This window comes from Actinoplanes sp. NPDC026623 (assembly GCF_040638275.1).
In the GTDB taxonomy this organism is placed as follows: domain Bacteria; phylum Actinomycetota; class Actinomycetes; order Mycobacteriales; family Micromonosporaceae; genus Actinoplanes.
This window is the reverse complement of sequence record NZ_JBEZXZ010000005.1, coordinates 16,619-32,080: the sequence shown is the minus strand read 5'-3', so window position 1 is coordinate 32,080 and position 15,462 is coordinate 16,619. Positions and strand designations below refer to the sequence as shown.

The 15,462-nt window shown below is 69.9% G+C and carries 14 protein-coding genes and 1 tRNA gene; 8 read left to right on the top strand and 7 right to left on the bottom strand.

All coding sequences use genetic code 11. The annotated features are described in order from the left end of the window. Positions 1-5: 5 nt before the first annotated feature. Genes AB0F10_RS02660 through AB0F10_RS02650 form a run of 3 tightly spaced genes read right to left on the bottom strand, consistent with a single transcriptional unit; the run spans position 6 to position 3,117 of the window. Positions 6-287, bottom strand: coding sequence for a hypothetical protein (locus AB0F10_RS02660; protein WP_360620063.1), 282 nt, complete (start codon positions 285-287; stop codon positions 6-8). Positions 288-298: 11 nt separating this feature from the next. Next, positions 299-2,308, bottom strand: coding sequence for a class E sortase (locus tag AB0F10_RS02655; RefSeq protein WP_360620062.1), 2,010 nt, complete (start codon positions 2,306-2,308; stop codon positions 299-301). After that, positions 2,308-3,117, bottom strand: a complete 810-nt coding sequence (locus AB0F10_RS02650; RefSeq protein WP_360620061.1) for a DUF881 domain-containing protein — start codon at positions 3,115-3,117, stop codon at positions 2,308-2,310. Before AB0F10_RS02650 ends, AB0F10_RS02655 begins: the two co-directional genes overlap by 1 nt. A 170-nt stretch (positions 3,118-3,287) precedes the next feature. On the opposite strand from AB0F10_RS02650, the gene AB0F10_RS02645 reads away from it, so the two are divergent. Together AB0F10_RS02645 and AB0F10_RS02640 are read left to right on the top strand one after the other, a co-directional pair. Then, the gene (locus AB0F10_RS02645; RefSeq protein WP_360620060.1) at positions 3,288-3,551 is read left to right on the top strand and encodes a cell division protein CrgA; all 264 of its coding nucleotides are present in this window, start codon (positions 3,288-3,290) and stop codon (positions 3,549-3,551) included. Between the two features lie 201 nt (positions 3,552-3,752). Further along, positions 3,753-5,903, top strand: a complete 2,151-nt coding sequence (locus tag AB0F10_RS02640) for a (Fe-S)-binding protein (RefSeq protein WP_360620059.1) — start codon at positions 3,753-3,755, stop codon at positions 5,901-5,903. Here the strand turns inward: AB0F10_RS02640 and AB0F10_RS02635 are convergent. Further along, on the bottom strand, positions 5,900-6,562 hold the full coding sequence (locus AB0F10_RS02635) for a GPP34 family phosphoprotein (protein ID WP_360620058.1): 663 nt from the start codon (positions 6,560-6,562) through the stop codon (positions 5,900-5,902). The two genes, AB0F10_RS02640 and AB0F10_RS02635, sit on opposite strands and share 4 nt — an antisense overlap. A 107-nt stretch (positions 6,563-6,669) precedes the next feature. Here AB0F10_RS02635 and AB0F10_RS02630 point away from each other — a divergent pair, with 107 nt between their 5' ends. The 3 genes from AB0F10_RS02630 to AB0F10_RS02620 all read left to right on the top strand — a co-directional run bounded on the left by AB0F10_RS02630 (position 6,670) and on the right by AB0F10_RS02620 (position 9,988). Next, the gene (locus AB0F10_RS02630; protein WP_360620057.1) at positions 6,670-8,004 is read left to right on the top strand and encodes a hemolysin family protein; all 1,335 of its coding nucleotides are present in this window, start codon (positions 6,670-6,672) and stop codon (positions 8,002-8,004) included. Further along, a complete protein-coding gene (locus AB0F10_RS02625) occupies positions 7,997-9,022 on the top strand; it encodes a hemolysin family protein (protein ID WP_360620056.1) in 1,026 nt (341 codons plus the stop codon). The genes AB0F10_RS02630 and AB0F10_RS02625 overlap by 8 nt, the downstream gene beginning before the upstream one ends. A gap of 75 nt (positions 9,023-9,097) precedes the next feature. Further along, positions 9,098-9,988 carry a LamG-like jellyroll fold domain-containing protein gene (locus AB0F10_RS02620; RefSeq protein ID WP_360620055.1) on the top strand — a complete coding sequence of 297 codons (891 nt, stop codon included), beginning with the start codon at positions 9,098-9,100 and terminating at the stop codon, positions 9,986-9,988. Between the two features lie 158 nt (positions 9,989-10,146). Here AB0F10_RS02620 and dcd read toward each other — a convergent pair whose 3' ends face one another. Next, complete coding sequence (dcd, locus tag AB0F10_RS02615) at positions 10,147-10,725, bottom strand: dCTP deaminase (protein ID WP_360620054.1); 579 nt, start codon at positions 10,723-10,725, stop codon at positions 10,147-10,149. Positions 10,726-10,800: 75 nt separating this feature from the next. Between dcd and AB0F10_RS02610 the strand changes: the two genes are divergently transcribed. Further along, entirely contained in the window at positions 10,801-11,316 is a 516-nt protein-coding gene (locus AB0F10_RS02610; RefSeq protein WP_360620053.1) for a pyridoxamine 5'-phosphate oxidase family protein, read from the top strand. Positions 11,317-11,455: 139 nt separating this feature from the next. Next, a tRNA-Gly gene (locus AB0F10_RS02605) sits at positions 11,456-11,526 on the top strand. A gap of 563 nt (positions 11,527-12,089) precedes the next feature. Here the strand turns inward: AB0F10_RS02605 and AB0F10_RS02600 are convergent. Next, complete coding sequence (locus AB0F10_RS02600; RefSeq protein ID WP_360620052.1) at positions 12,090-12,761, bottom strand: hypothetical protein; 672 nt, start codon at positions 12,759-12,761, stop codon at positions 12,090-12,092. Between the two features lie 810 nt (positions 12,762-13,571). On the opposite strand from AB0F10_RS02600, the gene AB0F10_RS02595 reads away from it, so the two are divergent. Continuing rightward, positions 13,572-13,754, top strand: coding sequence for a hypothetical protein (locus AB0F10_RS02595; protein WP_360620051.1), 183 nt, complete (start codon positions 13,572-13,574; stop codon positions 13,752-13,754). On the opposite strand, the gene AB0F10_RS02590 is transcribed toward AB0F10_RS02595, so the two are convergent. Then, complete coding sequence (locus tag AB0F10_RS02590) at positions 13,751-15,424, bottom strand: hypothetical protein (RefSeq protein ID WP_360620050.1); 1,674 nt, start codon at positions 15,422-15,424, stop codon at positions 13,751-13,753. The two genes, AB0F10_RS02595 and AB0F10_RS02590, sit on opposite strands and share 4 nt — an antisense overlap. Positions 15,425-15,462 lie beyond the last annotated feature (38 nt).

Below are 15,462 nucleotides of genomic sequence, written 5' to 3'. Positions count from 1 at the left end.
CCTAGTTAGCTGGCAGTCGGTTCGGGTTCGTTCGTGTGCTCGTTGTAGGGGATCTCGTCCGGGCCCAGCTCCGCGTCGTTGCCGCGCACCGTGTTCGGATCCCGGCCGGCCGGTCCGCCCTGTTCGGTGCCCGTGCCCACCTGCACGTCGTCGAACGGCAGCAGCGGCGTCGCCCACGGGAAGACGACATACCAGAGAAGGGCGCCGACGATGGTGACCAGCACGAACGAGCTGGTCAGCCGGCCCCACAGGCCGAAGGGCAGCTTGCGCCAGATCCAGGAATACATAGCGGCCCTCCCTACGCCTTCGACTTCTGCAGCTCGGCCGGCTTGCCGGCCGCGGGCAGCGTGGCATCACGCTTGACCGTGTCGACGAGCTCGGCGTGCACGATGAGTCGTTGATAGTTGTTGAACTTCGGGTTGCAGGTGGTGAGCGTGAGCAGCGCCTTGGTCGGCTTGGCGTTCGGCTTGTCCGGCACCGGCGCCACCACCTCCACCGCGGAGGGCTTCACGACCTCGTGGCCGATGACCTTGTAGATGTACCAGTTGGACCGGGTCTCGACCCCGACCACGTCACCGGGCTTGAGCTCGTCCAGCCGCCAGAAGATCTTGCGGATCCGGTGGCCGGCCACCGAGAAGTTGCCGACCTCCCCGGGGGCGGCGGTGTCCGGGTAGTGCCCGGGCGCGTACCGGATGTCCTGCGGTCGCACGCCGTTGACGACGACCCACTTCATGCCGAGCTTGGGGATGTAGAGCCGTCCGACCAGGTTCTTGCCGGGCGCGGCCGGCGCGGCCTTGGCCGGCTCGGAGGGCGCGACCGTCGGATCGTTCCACTCCTGGTCGAGTTGGTTGGCGAGGGTGTCCTGCTCGTTCTCGACCTTGGCCGAGTTGCCGAACACCTCGTAGCCGGCGAAGAGCAGCACGATCAGCCCGAAGGTGATCATCAGCTCGCCGGACACCCGCACGCCGGCCCGGATGCGTGAGCCCAGCGTGGGGCGGGTCAACTCGGAGTACACGCTCTTGTAACCCTCGTCCGTCTGTTCCGGTCGCAGCTTTACCACTTTTTCCCCGCGCCGAGGTTTCTCGGCGTTGTCCTCGCTCGCGGGGGTGTCCGGCTCCGCGGCCGCGGCGGCCACGGCTTCGGCGACCGAGGCGGCGCCCTTGTCGCCGGGCCCGGGTGGCAAGGGGGTGCGCACGGGACCGCCGGCTTCCGGTGCCGCCCGGTTGCCGGCCTTGGGACGGATCGAGGGGAGCAGGCCGGTGGGCGCGTCGGCGGTGCGGATGATCGCGGTGGCCGACGGGTCCTGTTCCGGCGCGGGGTGCGTGGTGCCGCCACGACGGGCGGCGGGCGACGGCAGCGGCTCCCGGAGATCGTCGCGGCCGGCCGCCCGGCGGTCGACGGCGTCGTTCAGTCGCCCGGAGGCCGCACCCGCCGCCAGGTCGCCGTTGCCCGCGACCTGGGCGCGCCGGCCGAAGCCTCGTGGCTCGGCGCCCGGCGCGACGGGATCGGCGGCGATCGGCCCGCCGCCGCGATGCGCGAACGCGTCCGCGATCGGTCGCGAGACGCCGGGAGAGATGGGCCGGGGATCGCTGTCACGCCCGTACGCACCGTTCTGCACCGGCTCGGCGGGCGGCCGGCGGTAGCCGTCGGCGGGGGCGGGGTGGACGTCGTTGTGGCCGGGAGCGAGCACGGGCTCGGCCGGACGGGGCACGCCGTTCGGAGAGCGGTCGAAGCCGTTCGCGGCGGGCGGCTCGCCGGCGGACCGGGCGTAGCCCAGCGGCGCTGGATCTGCCGGCACGCTCCGGGACTGCCGAGGAGCGGCAGCGGCCGCCGCGGCGCCTCCGGCGGCGGCGGTGAAGTAGTCGAACGCATTGCCGGCGGGGGCGGTCACCGGGCCGGAGGCCGCGGGCCCCGGTGCGGCGGCGGGTCGAGGCGCACCGCTCGCCATGGCGGTGGCGGGGTCGACCTTCGCGGCGGCGCGGGCCGCGGCGGCGGCGCGGGCGACGACCGGGTCCGGGACCGATCCGACGGGGGCGTCGGTCCGGATGATGGCGGTGTCGTCGGGTGAGACCGTTTCGACCGGGCGGGCCGGCGGCGGACTGCCGCCAGGAACGGCCGGGCCGGGGGCGGGCGACGACGGCCAGGCCGGGCCCGGGTCGAGCCCGATCGGCAGCTCGAGCGGCCCGCCGGGCACGCCGTCCGACGACGCGTCGGTGATCCGGGGGATGAAAGCCGTCTGGGCGTCACCGTCGGGTGCGCGATGCCGTCCGGAGTTCGCCGCGCCCTCCTGGGCGTCCGACGTTTCCATCACTCGGGGACCTCGGCGGATCGGAGGTCACTCGACCCGTCGTACGCCCGCACAGTCACGTTCCTCTCGACGGTTTCCTGGTAGCCAAGGCCGAAGTCGGCGACAGCGGCACGGAATTGCTGGACTCCCTCTGCGGACTCCAACGCCTGGTGCATCGCTGTGGGTTCGCCGATTGCCGTGATCTTAAAAGGTGGCGAGAAGACCTGGCCGTGTAGCAGCAGCGTGTTGCCGACACAGCGTACCGCGCTCGTGGAGATCACGCGGATATCCATGATCGACATTGCTTCGGCGCCGCCGGCCCACAACGCGTTCACCACGGCCTGCACGTCGCCCTGGTGAACGACCAGGTCATCGTTCTCCGGGGCGTCCGTGCCACCGCCGGTGGTGCGCTGCGGCGAGTCGTTCAGACGGACGGTGAGTCCGGGGCCGCGCAGCGTGGTGAAACCGGCGCCGGCGCGCAGGGCGTCGGCGCGTGCGCGGGCGATTTTGACCGGCTCCGAGACGTCTGCGAGTCTCGCGGCATCCTGGTCGACCGCGGCGCGCAGGTTGGCGGCGCGTTCCTCGCGGTCCTCGAGCCGGGCCCGCTTATCGGCGATAAGCTGAGCCAACTGGGGCCGTCGATCGTCGCGCAGTGCCGTGCCGTCGGCCGTCGTCGCCGAGGTCGTGAAGAGCAGGCCGGCCGCGAGCCCGATCAAGGGCACCGCGATTGACCAGCCACGCTGGCGCTGACTCGGCCTCCTCGGGCGCAGCCCGCCAAGGGCGCGTCGCAGGACAAGTCGCCACGAGGGCGCCCCCGTGGTGTACTCCACGTCGGTTGTCCTCCCTCGGCTCGGCCGAAAAACCCACCGGCGGGTGCCTGTATGCGCGCCGCCTTGACTACGCTAGCTATCGAACAGTATTCGCCACGGGCAGCTTTCGGGGTCCCCCGGAGCCGCTCAGGGGTGGGTTGTTCACCACTTGTTGCCCTCAGGAGAGCGCCGTGCCGAAGTCACAGGTTCGCAAGAAGAAGGTCTACACCCCGCCGACGGACATTCGTCCGGCCGCGGCGGCGGCGTCGAAGAAGCCGAGTCCGGTCTGGCTGCCGATCACGGCGGTCGCCCTGATCATCTTCGGCATCGCCTGGCTGGTGATCTACTACCTCTCGGAGCAGCAGTACCCGGTCGAGGCCTGGAAGTACTGGAACCTTCTCGTCGGCTTCGGCTGCATGGTCGCCTCGCTGGGCATCCTGTCCCGCTGGCGCTAGTCGCGAGCGTGTCCTAGGGGTGCCACCAAGCGGTAACGTGGCCTTCGTCTGATTTGTCCGACAGCGCACCCTGCCGCCAGAGCAGCGCGGGGTGCGCTGTTGGCTGGGCAGCGAAAAAGACGACCGGGATACCCGCGCGCAATCTGATTACTCGTGGGTAACATGGCCGGCGAGTCAGCCGACCGAGGAGGCACCACGCACATGGGCACTGCGCAGATCGTCGCCACCGTCCTGGCGGGCGTCGTCACCCTCGTCGCCGTCGCTCTCGCCGTGCGCGCGGTCATGTCGATGACCGCCGTGATCCGGCGCGGCCAGGCCGACCCCGAGCGCTTCGCCGGCAAGGGCACCCGGACCAAGACCATGCTGGTCGAGACGGCCGGGCACACCCGCATGCTCAAGTGGGGCGTCGTCGGCGCCGCGCACTGGTTCGTGATGATCGCGTTCCTGGTGCTGTCGCTGCTGGTGCTCGAGGCCTACTTCGAGGTGGTCAGCCCGAAGCTCGGCCTGCCGATCATCGGCCCCTGGACGATCTTCGGGTTCGCGACCGAGTGGATCGGCGTGTTCGGCACGGCCGGCATCCTGGTCCTGATCACGATCCGCCAGCTGAACAAGCCCGGCCGGGGCAAGGGCCTGTCGCGCTTCACCGGGTCGACGATGTGGCAGGCGTACTTCGTCGAGGCGATCATCATCGCCGTCCTGATCTGCGGCTTCCTGATCCGCGGCTTCAAGGTCGCCACCGACCACTTCGAGTACCCGCTCTGGGCGACCCCGGTCAGCCACGGCATCGGCGCGCTGCTCCCGGCCTGGGAGAACGGCGCCACCTGGACCGCCCTCGTCAAGATCCTGATCTCGATGAGCTGGCTGATCACCATCTCGCTGAACGTGACGATGGGCGTCGCCTGGCACCGCTTCCTCGCGTTCTTCAACATCTACTTCAAGCGCAGCCCGGAGAAGCCCGCGGGCTCGGGCCTGGGCGCGCTGCGGCCGATGATGAGCCAGGGCAAGCCGCTGGACTTCGAGGAGGCCGACCCCGAGAAGGACCAGTTCGGCGTCGCCCAGGTCGAGCAGTTCACCTGGAAGGGCCTGCTCGACTTCTCGACCTGCACCGAGTGCGGCCGCTGCCAGTCGCAGTGCCCGGCGTGGAACACCGCCAAGCCGCTCTCGCCCAAGCTGATGATCCTGTCGCTGCGCGATCACGCGTACGCGAAGGCGCCGTACCTGCTGGCCGGCGGCGGCAAGGACCTGACCGGCGAGGAGAAGGCCACCCAGGCTCAGCTCGCGCACCTGGACGTCCTCTCGCTGGCCGAGGGGAACCGCCCGCTCATCGGCACCGAGGACGAGCAGGGCGTCATCGACCCGGACGTGCTCTGGTCCTGCACCACCTGCGGCGCCTGCGTCGAGCAGTGCCCGGTGGACATCGAGCACATCGACCACATCGTCGACATGCGCCGATACCAGGTGCTGATCGAGTCGAGCTTCCCGGCCGAGGCCGGCGTCATGCTGCGCAACCTGGAGAACAAGGGCAACCCCTGGGGCGCGCCGCAGAACACCCGCGAGGACTGGACCAAGGGCCTCGACTTCGAGATCAAGCGGGTCGGCGAGGCCGACTTCGACTACCTCTTCTGGGTCGGCTGCGCGGGCGCGTTCGAGGACCGGGCCAAGAAGACCACCCGGGCGGTCGCGACGCTGCTGCACGAGGCCGGCGTCGACTTCGCCATCCTGGGCGAGGGCGAGACCTGCACGGGCGACCCGGCCCGCCGGATCGGCAACGAGTTCGTCTTCCAGATGCTGGCCCAGCAGAACGTGGAGACCCTGCAGGAAGCGAACGTCAAGCGGATCGTGGCGACCTGCCCGCACTGCTTCAACACCCTCGGCAACGAGTACGAGCAGCTCGGCCTCAAGGTCGAGGTCGTGCACCACACCCAGCTGCTGGCCCACCTGGTCGCCGAGGGCAAGCTGACCCCGGTCCAGCCGGTCGACGGCGGCGTGACCTACCACGACCCCTGCTACCTGGGCCGGCACAACCGCGTCTTCGAGGCACCCCGCGAGGTCCTGGGCCGCGCGATCGAGGGCGGCCTCACCGAGATGCCGCGCAACTCCGAGCGGTCCTTCTGCTGCGGCGCCGGCGGCGCCCGCATGTGGATGGAGGAGAGGATCGGCAAGCGGATCAACGTGGAGCGCACCGAGGAGGCCCTCGCCACCGGCGCGAAGACGATCGCCGTTGGCTGCCCGTTCTGCTACACGATGATCGGCGACGGCGTGACCGGCAAGGGCGAGCAGGAGAACGTCGAGGTCGTCGACGTGGCGAGCGTCCTGCTCCGCTCGATCAAGGGCGACAAGGCTCCCGCCTAGGACGTCGTGGCGGTCGCGATGGCGGCCGCCGCCACCGCGACGACGACGGCGCCCTGGATCTCCTCGACGGTCCTGCCGACCGCCGCGGCGCCCCAGGCGCCCCGCGAGATCTCCCGCAGCCGGGCCTTGACCCGGCCGCGGTCCAGGTCGCGGAAGATCTTGCGGTCCAGGTCGGTGGCGGCGAGCAGGGCACAGAGCGCGGCCGTGCGCGGCTCGACCGCCCCGGTCCCCGACACGGCGGCGGCCAGCCGCTGCCGGGCGTCGGTCTCGGGCGTGGGCTCGACGCCACCCGAGGCCGGATATCGCGTACGCGGAAAGACGAGCAGCACCCGGTCCTGTTCCCGGGTCAGCACGCCGTCGGCGACGAGCCCGTCGAGGGCCGGCCTGCGGATGTCCTTGGCGAACTTCGCCACCCACTGGCTGGGCCGGCGCGGCCGTGCGGCGGACACGATCCGGTCGAGGGCCCGGTCAACCAGCGGGTCGCCGGTCGGGGTCCGGTCCCGGACGACCACCTTCCTGTCCTCGACGTCCACCCGGCCGGCCAGGGCGAGCTCCAGCAGCAGCGCGCCGGCCAGGCCGTTGTCGAGATGCACGCCGTCGGTGTCCGGGGCGCCGTCGTCGCCGTAGGCGAGCAACGCCAACTCCTCGACAAGATTCATTCCACGACGGTAACCCGCAGGTCATCGGGCCACCGGCCGAGCGGGCCCGGTCCACCGGCGCAGGGCATGCGGGGTTCCGGCACAATGAGTGCCGAGGTGAACCGATCATGGACGGCCTGTTCGTCACCGCGGTGCTCCCGCTGGTCGCTTTCGCGCTGCTCACCCTGGGTAACGCCTTCTTCGTGGCCGCCGAGTTCGGGCTGGTCACCGTCGACCGGGTGGAGATCGGGAAGCGGGCCGACGCGGGTGACCGGCGCGCCCGTACGGTCCGGCACGCCCTGCACGAGCTCTCGTTCCAGCTGTCGGGCACCCAGCTCGGCATCACGCTCTCGGCGCTGCTGACCGGCTACCTCGCCGAGCCGGCGCTGTCGCGGCTCTTCCGCCCGGTGATCGAGCCGATCGCCGGCGGCGCCACCGAGACCGTGACGCGCGTGCTGGCGCTGGTGCTGGCGACGCTGGTGTCGATGCTCTTCGGCGAGCTCGTGCCCAAGAACGCGGCGCTGGCCCGCCCGATGCGGGTGGCCCTGGCGACCGCGGCACCGCTGCGCACCTTCTCCAAGCTCTTCAAGTGGCTGATCGGCGCGCTCAACGGCTCGGCGAACTGGCTGGTCCGGCGCCTCGGCATCGAGCCGCAGGAGGAGCTGGCCAGCGCCCGCTCCCCCGAGGAACTGGGCCTGCTCGCCGCGATCAGCGCCCGGGCCGGCGCGCTGCCGGCCGAGACCGCGACCCTGCTGCGGCGCACCATCCGATTCGGAGAGAAGCGCGCGGCCAAGGCGATGACGCCGCGCGTCGACGTGGTCGGGCTGAAGACCACCGCGAGCGTCGCCGACCTCATCGCGGTCTCGCGGCAGACCGGACACACCCGCTTCCCCGTGTACGAGTCGACGCTCGACCTCGTGGTGGGCGTGGTCGGCATCTCGGACGCCCTCGGCGTACCGCCCGAACGGCGGGCCGCGACGCCGGTGTCGGCGGTCGCCCGCGAGCCCGTCTACGTCCCGGAGAGCCTCGCCCTGGACAAGGTGCTCGCCGCGCTGCGGGCGGCCGACGCGGACCTGGCGATCGTCGTCGACGAGTACGGCGGCACCGACGGCGTGGTCACGGTCGAGGACCTGATCGAGGAGCTGGTCGGCGAGATCGCGGACGAGTACGACGTCGACTTCGCCGAGGCGGGCAGCGAGGAGCTGACCGTGCCCGGCGGCGAGAAGACGTACCTGGTGGACGGCCTGCTCCGCGAGGACGAGATGATCGAGCAGACCGGCTTCCGCCTGCCCGAGGGCCCGTACGAGACGCTGGCGGGCTTCCTGCTCTCCCGGCTCGGGCACATCCCGGTCGCCGGCGAGTCGCTCGAGGACACCGGCTGGGACTTCACCATCGTTCAGGTCGACCGGCACCGCATCGAGCAGGTCCGGGTCGTGGCCCCGCCGGAGCCGGCCGATGACTGAGCTGCTGATCACCGTCGTGCTCCTGCTCGGCAACGCCCTCTTCGTCGGCGGCGAGTTCGCGCTGATCGCGTCACGGCGTACGGCGCTGGAGCCGCTCGCCGCGACGTCCCGGTCCGCCCGCTGGGCGCTCTCGGCGATGAACCAGATCCCGCTGATGATCGCGGGCGCCCAGCTGGGCATCACCATCTGCTCGCTCGGCCTGGGCGCGATCGCCGAGCCGGCGCTCGCGCACCTGCTGGAGGCGCCGCTGACCGCGGTGGGCCTGCCGGAGGGCGCGATCCACGCGATCGCGCTGGTGCTCGCCCTCGGCGTGGTCGTCTTCCTGCACACGGTGGTGGGCGAGATGGTGCCGAAGAACATCACCCTGGCCGGGCCGGAACGCTCGGCCCTGGTGCTCGGCCCCTTCATGCTGGCGTTCTGCACGGCCACCAAGCCGGTGCTCACCGCGATGCGCTGGGCCGCGCGGATCGTCCTCTCGCTGTGGAAGATCGAGGCGACCGAGGCGGTCAAGACGGTCTTCACCGCTGAGGAGCTCGCCGGCATGGTCACCCAGGCCCAGGCCGAGGGCCTGCTCGGCACCGAGCAGTTCACCCGGATCCACGCCGCGCTCGGCCTCAACTTCCGGACCGCCGCGGACACCCTGCAGCCCTGGTCGGGCGTGACGACGGTCGCCGACGACGCGTCGCCGGCGACCATCGAGGCATTGGCGACCCGCAGCGGCCGGTCACGCTTCCCCGTCGTGCAGCGCGAGACCCGGCGGGTGCTGGGGTTCGTGCACATCAAGGACGTCCTCGGGTACGCCGGGGCGCAGCGCGGCCTGCCCGTGCCCGCCGAGATCATCCGCCCGCTCGCGGTGGTGCCGCCGGAGCGGACGCTGGCGGACCTGCTGCTGACCATGCGGCGCGATCGCCGGCACATCGTGCTCGTCAGCGACGGCCGCCATCCGCTCGGCGTGATCGCGCTCGACGACGTCCTGCACGCGGTGATCGGCGAATCTACCCGCCGAGCCACCGCGTAGGGTGCTTTCCGCCACATTTCCCCTGAAGCGGGGGGTGCACCTATGCATTAATCGGGTGTTCCGGACAATAGTGGCATGTTCGACAACCGACGGTCACCGCGAGGCGCACGCCGGCGCGTCAGTCCCCTGGCCGCGCTGGTAGCGACCACAGCACTCGGCGCCGGTCTGCTCATAGTCGCCCGGTTCTCCCCACCGAGCGACGCCGCGCCCCGAATCAGCCCCCAGTACCTGACCCTCCAGCCGCGCCCGTCCGCCGGGGTGCTCAGCGCCATCAACGTCGGCTTCGGGGCATCGCCGCAGCGCGGCGGCCAGGTCGGCGTCGCGGCGGCGCCGGTCGCGGTCCGCTACACCTTCGACGGCGGAGTCCAGCAACCGATCACGGACCTGGGCGGCGCGTTCACGCTGCGCCCGCTCGCACAGAACGGCGGAACGCTGAGCCTGGTCCCGCAGGGCAACGGCCTCGCGGTCCAGTACCCACACCGCTGCACCCTGCTCCGCGAACGCCAGTGCCCGCGGGCGATCCTGGAGGGAACCCGCGACGACCGGCTCAACCCGGGAATCCGCTCGATGCAGTACGGCGCCTCGATCCTGATGACCCACGAGGACCTCTCGGACGGCGCGAACGTCCTCCAGAAGGGTTACTCGGTGGGCGGGGCGAGCCAGTTCAAGCTCCAGGTCGACCACCGGCTGGGCCACCCGAGCTGCGTGATCGCGGGCCGGACCCGGATCTACCGCGCGGAGCCGTTCATGGACGTGGCGGACGGCATGTGGCACAACCTGATGTGCGCCCGCTCCCGAACCCGCCTGACGATCGTCGTGGACGGCATCGAGCGGGCCTGGGTGCCGGTCCCGCCGACCCTGTCCATCGCGAACGCCGAGCCGCTACGGGTCGGCGGCAAAGGCGCGAACATGGGCAACGACCAGTTCGCCGGCCGGGTCGACGACGTCTACCTGACCATCTTCTGACCGCGCCGGGCCGGGGTTGAGAAAAGCACGGACCTGGCAGGGTGGGGGTGGCCGTTCATGAGCCGCCAGGCGATTGGCCGCCCCCGCCCGGTCTCGGCGACGGTCAGCACCATGCAACCAGGCACGACATCGTGGCCGTTGACCCTGGTCTTCGGGTCCTAGCTGGTCGCCCAGGTGCGGAAGTTGTGGTGGCTGCGGCTCGGCGTCGGGCCGCGCTGGCCCTGGTAGCGGGAGCCGTAGACGGAGGAGCCGTAGGGGTGTTCCGCCGGGGACGACAGGCGGAAAATGCAGAGCTGGCCGATCTTCATGCCCGGCCACAGCTTGATCGGCAGATTGGCCACGTTGGAGAGCTCCAGCGTGACGTGGCCGGAGAAGCCCGGGTCGATGAAGCCCGCGGTCGAGTGCGTCAGCAGGCCGAGGCGGCCCAGGCTGCTCTTGCCCTCGAGACGGCCGGCGAGCTGGTCGCCGAGCGTGATCACCTCGAGGGTCGAGGCCAGCACGAACTCGCCCGGGTGCAACACGAACGGCTGACCGTCCGAGACCTCCACCGCGGCGGTCAGGTCGTCCTGCTGCTCGGCCGGGTCGATGTGCGTGTAGAGATGGTTGTTGAACACGCGGAAGAAGCGGTCCAGCCGGACGTCGATGCTGGACGGCTGCATCAGCTCCGGCTCGAACGGCTCGAGAGCGAGGTTTTCCGACTTGATCTCGGAGACCAGGTCACGGTCGGAGAGCAGCATCGCAACACCATACCGAGCGGCCCTAAAGTGCGTGTTCGGTGGTCGTCTCGTACATATGTTCTATATGATGTTCGCATGGCTTCCTGGTCCGAATTCGCCGCAGCCGAACCGGAGCTCGCCTCCGCCGTCCGCGCGCTGCTCCAGCAGTACGGCCCCGGCATGGGCTATCTGGCAACGGTCCGCGCCGACGGTGGCCCGCGCGTGCACCCGGTCTCCCCGGTCGTCACCGAGGACGGGCTCTACTGCTTCGTGGTCGACTCGGCCAAACGCCGCGACCTGGAGCGCGACGGGCGCTACGCCCTGCATTCCTACCCGCCCGAGGAGAGCGACGACGAGGCCTATGTGGCCGGTCACGCCCACCCGGTGACGGACCCTGCGGTGATCGCCCGCCTGGCCGACGCCCTGCGTGCCTCGCTCCTGGTCGACTGGCGACTCTTCGAGCTCGACATCGACACGGCGATGGTCCGCCGCCACGGACCGGGCGGCGCACTCCCGCTGGCAATGACCCAGCGCCACCCACCAATCACCCAAACGTGGCACGAGCCGGCGGCGAGCTTAGCCCGCCCGCTGGCCGCAGCCGCCAGATCGTAGGCACCGGCCGGACACCGCGACTGCGTCCGCGGGGCGCTGCCAGGCCTGGAGGGAGCTGGGCCGCGCCGGGTCCGGCCGGTGCCTACTGCGGGGCGGCTTACGCCATGGGACCCCCTCATCGGGTACAGTGGTGCCGCTCGCGGGTGTAGTTCAATGGCAGAACATCAGCTTCCCAAGCTGACAGTGCGGGTTCGATTCCCGTCACCCGCTCAGAGGCAGGGGCCCTGTGTCCGCGGAAAGCGCGGACCGGGGCCTCTTCGCATGCCAGCCTGGGGGGCGACCCCCCAGACCCCCACGGTGCGATGGTCGCTCAACGTGAGCCGGGAGCGGTGGTGGGTCATCCACTTTGCTCGGCAATCGACTCGTCTGCCAGTTTCGTCTTCCAATTCCCAAGCTGACAGTGCGGGTTCGATTCCCGTCACCCGCTCCACATGGAAGCCCTGATCAAGACCGATGGTCCTGCCAGGGCTTCCGTCTTTAGGCTGCTGAAACAGGCTGGCGTGCCATTAACGTGCCATTAGCTCGCCTCGGCGGCCGGTCCGTCGCCCTCGGCAACCCGCTTCGCCTTGAGCTTGCTCGCCGACCGCCTTGACCGCTCTGTCCATGGCGTCGGCGATGCCGTGGTCGGCCTCCCGGCTGAATCTCAGTCTTGCTTGCTCAAGATCGGTGCCATTAGCGTGCCATTGCGGCGGGCCGTTGAGGTCAATCCGGGCCACTCGATCGCCCCATGACTGCAAGCCAGGGTGATAGCCAGGGAGTCCGGCAGGGCCTGGTCAGCCGGCAGCGGCGTAAGCCTTCGCCATGGCGAGGACGATCTGCTTGCCGGTGTCGAGCGGCAGGCCCCCGCCGAAGCTGCCCTTGCTCGCGACGACCAGGTTGCCGTCTTCGGCGCCCACAGCCACGTTGTAGCCGCCACCGCCGTTGGGCTTGGAGTCGCGCCTTAGATGAGCGGGCTGCGCCAGCCCGGTCGCCGCTTCGACGACGATGCCCTCCTCGTTTAGATCGGAGCGCTTGAGAAACGCGTAGCCCTCGTCGGCGCCGCTGGCCGGCGCGTACGTGGTGCCGGTAACGGAGCCCGAAAGCGTCGCGCCGCCCTTCGCCGTGAAGGTGTAGCGGCAGCGCTTCGCGACGTCACCGCCCTGCGAGGAGGAGTCCGGGCGGGTCTCCGAGACGGTTCCGCCCAGCGCCGTCGCGGCGGCGACGAGGGGGGCGCACGGGTCACTGAGCGCCCGATGCACGCCGCCAGCGGGCACGGCCGGCTGCTCAGGGGTCGCGGGTTGCTTCTCAGTGGGGGCGTCGATCGGCGCAGCCGGCTCCGAGGGTGCCGCAAGGGCGCTGGTGGCAGCGGGCGTCGCGTCCTTCGCCGTGATGGCCGGGTCGTCGCCGCTGCGCGTGCCCAGCAGGTACGCACCGCCCGCCACCACGATCAGCAGCAGCAGCGCCACGACCGCGAGCAAAGCACGGATCGTCCCCTTGCCACCGCCGCTTCCACCGTTGAGTACCGGAGGCTGGCCGCCATATGGTGCTTGCTGCGGCTGGCCGGGGTAAGGCCCTTGCTGTGCACCCTGCGGCGGACCCCACGGCTGCTGCGCACCTGGCTGGCCCTGCGGCGGACCCCACGGCTGCTGCGCACCTGGCTGGTCACTCATTGATCTCGTCCCTGTCCTGTACTTGCGCGAGCATCCGCGACGTCGGCCCACCACGGTAGCCGTGCCGCGTGCAGCACCGTTCAGCCATTAGGGCGGCGCTGACGACTGAAGGGTCTGCCTCCAGAGATCCGGGCCATTAGCGGGCCATTACGGCAGGCCACGCGGGGTCACTCCAGGCCACTCGATTACTCGCTGAGCCGACCGACAGGGTGCGTACTAGGGTCCCTTGTGCGGTTCCGGTTCCCAAGCTGATGGTGTGGGTTCGTTTCGCGTCACCTGCTCAGAGGCAGGGGGCCTGTGTCCGCGGATAGCGCGGACCGGGGCCTCTTCGCATGCCAGTCGGGGGGCGGACCCCCGGACCCCCACGGTGTGATGGTTGCTTACCGTGAGCCGGAAACGGTGATGGCCATGGCATCTGTTTGTCTTGGCAATCGACTTGCCTGCGACTCGCTGCCGGGTTCATCTTCCGGTTCCCAGGCTGACGGTGCGGGTTCGATTCCCTTCACCCGCTCAGTTGGGGTCCCCCTGTTCCCAATTGCGCGGGCCAGGGGCTCCTCGTATGACCCCACGTTGCGGATGGGTGCGGTCGCTGAGGCTGGTGCGGAGGTGCACGAGAGTGCGGACGATTCTCATCGCACCCGGCGCGTGCGGCAGGAGTTCAAGGTCGCGTTGCACGCCTACGGCAAGGCGGGCAACTCGGCGACGAGCACGGCCCGCGCCGGGTACCGCTGCCTGACCGCAGCCCGGCGACAAACGGAATCCCCGACGGCGCTCACCGTACGGTCCTAGGGCAGTCCATCCCACCAGCCGGAGTTGCAGCCGCGGGCGAGGATGTCGGTAAGCCGGACGCCGGCGAAGGCGGAATAGCTCGACCAGGAATCGGTTTCCGGTATTGGCAAGAGGGCCACGACCGCAGCTTCATTCAGATCAGGAGCCTCAGCGAGCAGACATCTTGTGTCCTGCATCCGCCAGGCTTGGATGGCATCGGCAGGTTTGGCTGCCCGGGCCGTCGCGGTGAGGATGTCTTCGCTGGCTTCGCGCGTTTCGCCGGCATGCCCGCATTTGCTCAGGGCCCGCACGATAATGGCCCGGTACAGCAGGTCCCGCGGATTCTTCTCGCTCATGGTGGAGCGTGTGGACGCGAGCAGGCGCTCGATGGTGCGCTCGGTGCAGCGGACGGACTGGGTGGCGACGATCCCTAGCATCGCGTCGTGCCACAACTGGTCGCTGACCGAGGCTCCGGCGATGTCATTCTGGTCCGCGTCTGTCAATCCGGTGAAGCCCTTGCCTCGCGCGATCATGACCAGGCCGGCGTCGAGAGTTGGTGTGCTGGAGCCATCACGCAGGAGCTTCTGTTGAGCCACGGCGCCGACGGCGTCGTCCGAAAATTGCAGGCTCCGCAGAAGGTAGAGCGTCGTCATGACGCCGAAGGAATTAGAGTTCAAGGTTGCGGGCAAGCGCCCGCGCCAGGTGATGTCTCTGGTCAGCCTCGAGGCCGATTCCCGGGATAGGTCGACGGGAATCTTCTGCGTGACGAATTCATCGACACAGACCCGGTAAGTCGCCGCGTTGATGTCGGGGAGGAACGGGTCACTCCGGGCTTGCAGGACGGATCGGCATACCGATGTGCCGGCCGTGGGCAGGCCCAGGTAACGCTGCGACGTGATGACTGCGTTTTCCCGCACGGCCCGCATGAAGGCGCCGCCGGCGCCCTTGTTGTCGGTCAACGCCTGCGCCAGAAATCCGGACAGGTCCGCTCTGTTGACCACCCCGTCACAAGAGGCGTTCAGCCGGTGCGCCAACTCGACCCATGTTGCGACACCTAGTAGGTCCTTGCTCGCGTACATATCTGCAAAACCGGCGCATACGTCGTTCGGCCGGGTGAATCCCGCCGGGTGCACGTCCAGTGCCTCGAGGGCACGGAGGGCGAGTAGATAATTGCTGGCGGTGTCCTGCTCCGGTGCGAGCAGGTGCCGGCTGAGTTCCGCAACCTTGGTCTGAAGCGCTCCGGCAATCCGTTTCAGATCGATACCGGCAGGGATCGCCATCGTGGTCCCCCGGCTCGTGAGCCAGCGGGTCGCGAGCCAGGTCACCTGTAGAGACTCGGCGCCATCCTCCGTGAACAGGCCGGCCTTGTGGTCATACGCGGCGAGGACGTCCTGGGTGATCGCCGCCGTGTCAGCCCTGGGCCCGAGAGCAAGGGCGGCCGACAACTCCGTGACAACAGAGGGACTGGACGTCGGATCGAGGACGGTGGCACCTGAGGACTGCGGGGCGAGGAGCGTGGCGGTCGTCTGCGCCGCCGCGTATCGCCATTGCTCGATCGGCCCGGTTCCGGGACGAATCGATGTCAGTGGAGGTGGCTGAGCCTGCGGCTGGTGCCCGTCGCATCCGGCGATCGTCAGGCCGGCGAGCCCTGCCAATGCGGCGCAGAGAAGGCTCCGTGCGATTGTCGTCACTTGTCTGTCTCGTTCATGTTCACCTGTACATCACGAGC

Bases quoted from the DNA above. Each gene is read 5' to 3' on its own strand.
- AB0F10_RS02620 (WP_360620055.1), top strand. From the start codon at position 9,098: ATGTTCGACAACCGACGGTCACCGCGAGGCGCACGCCGGCGCGTCAGT.
- dcd (WP_360620054.1), bottom strand. From the start codon at position 10,725: ATGCTGCTCTCCGACCGTGACCTGGTCTCCGAGATCAAGTCGGAAAAC.
- AB0F10_RS02635 (WP_360620058.1), bottom strand. From the start codon at position 6,562: ATGAATCTTGTCGAGGAGTTGGCGTTGCTCGCCTACGGCGACGACGGC.
- AB0F10_RS02655 (WP_360620062.1), bottom strand. From the start codon at position 2,308: ATGGAAACGTCGGACGCCCAGGAGGGCGCGGCGAACTCCGGACGGCAT.
- AB0F10_RS02660 (WP_360620063.1), bottom strand. From the start codon at position 287: ATGTATTCCTGGATCTGGCGCAAGCTGCCCTTCGGCCTGTGGGGCCGG.
- AB0F10_RS02630 (WP_360620057.1), top strand. From the start codon at position 6,670: ATGGACGGCCTGTTCGTCACCGCGGTGCTCCCGCTGGTCGCTTTCGCG.
- AB0F10_RS02625 (WP_360620056.1), top strand. From the start codon at position 7,997: ATGACTGAGCTGCTGATCACCGTCGTGCTCCTGCTCGGCAACGCCCTC.
- AB0F10_RS02640 (WP_360620059.1), top strand. From the start codon at position 3,753: ATGGGCACTGCGCAGATCGTCGCCACCGTCCTGGCGGGCGTCGTCACC.
- AB0F10_RS02610 (WP_360620053.1), top strand. From the start codon at position 10,801: ATGGCTTCCTGGTCCGAATTCGCCGCAGCCGAACCGGAGCTCGCCTCC.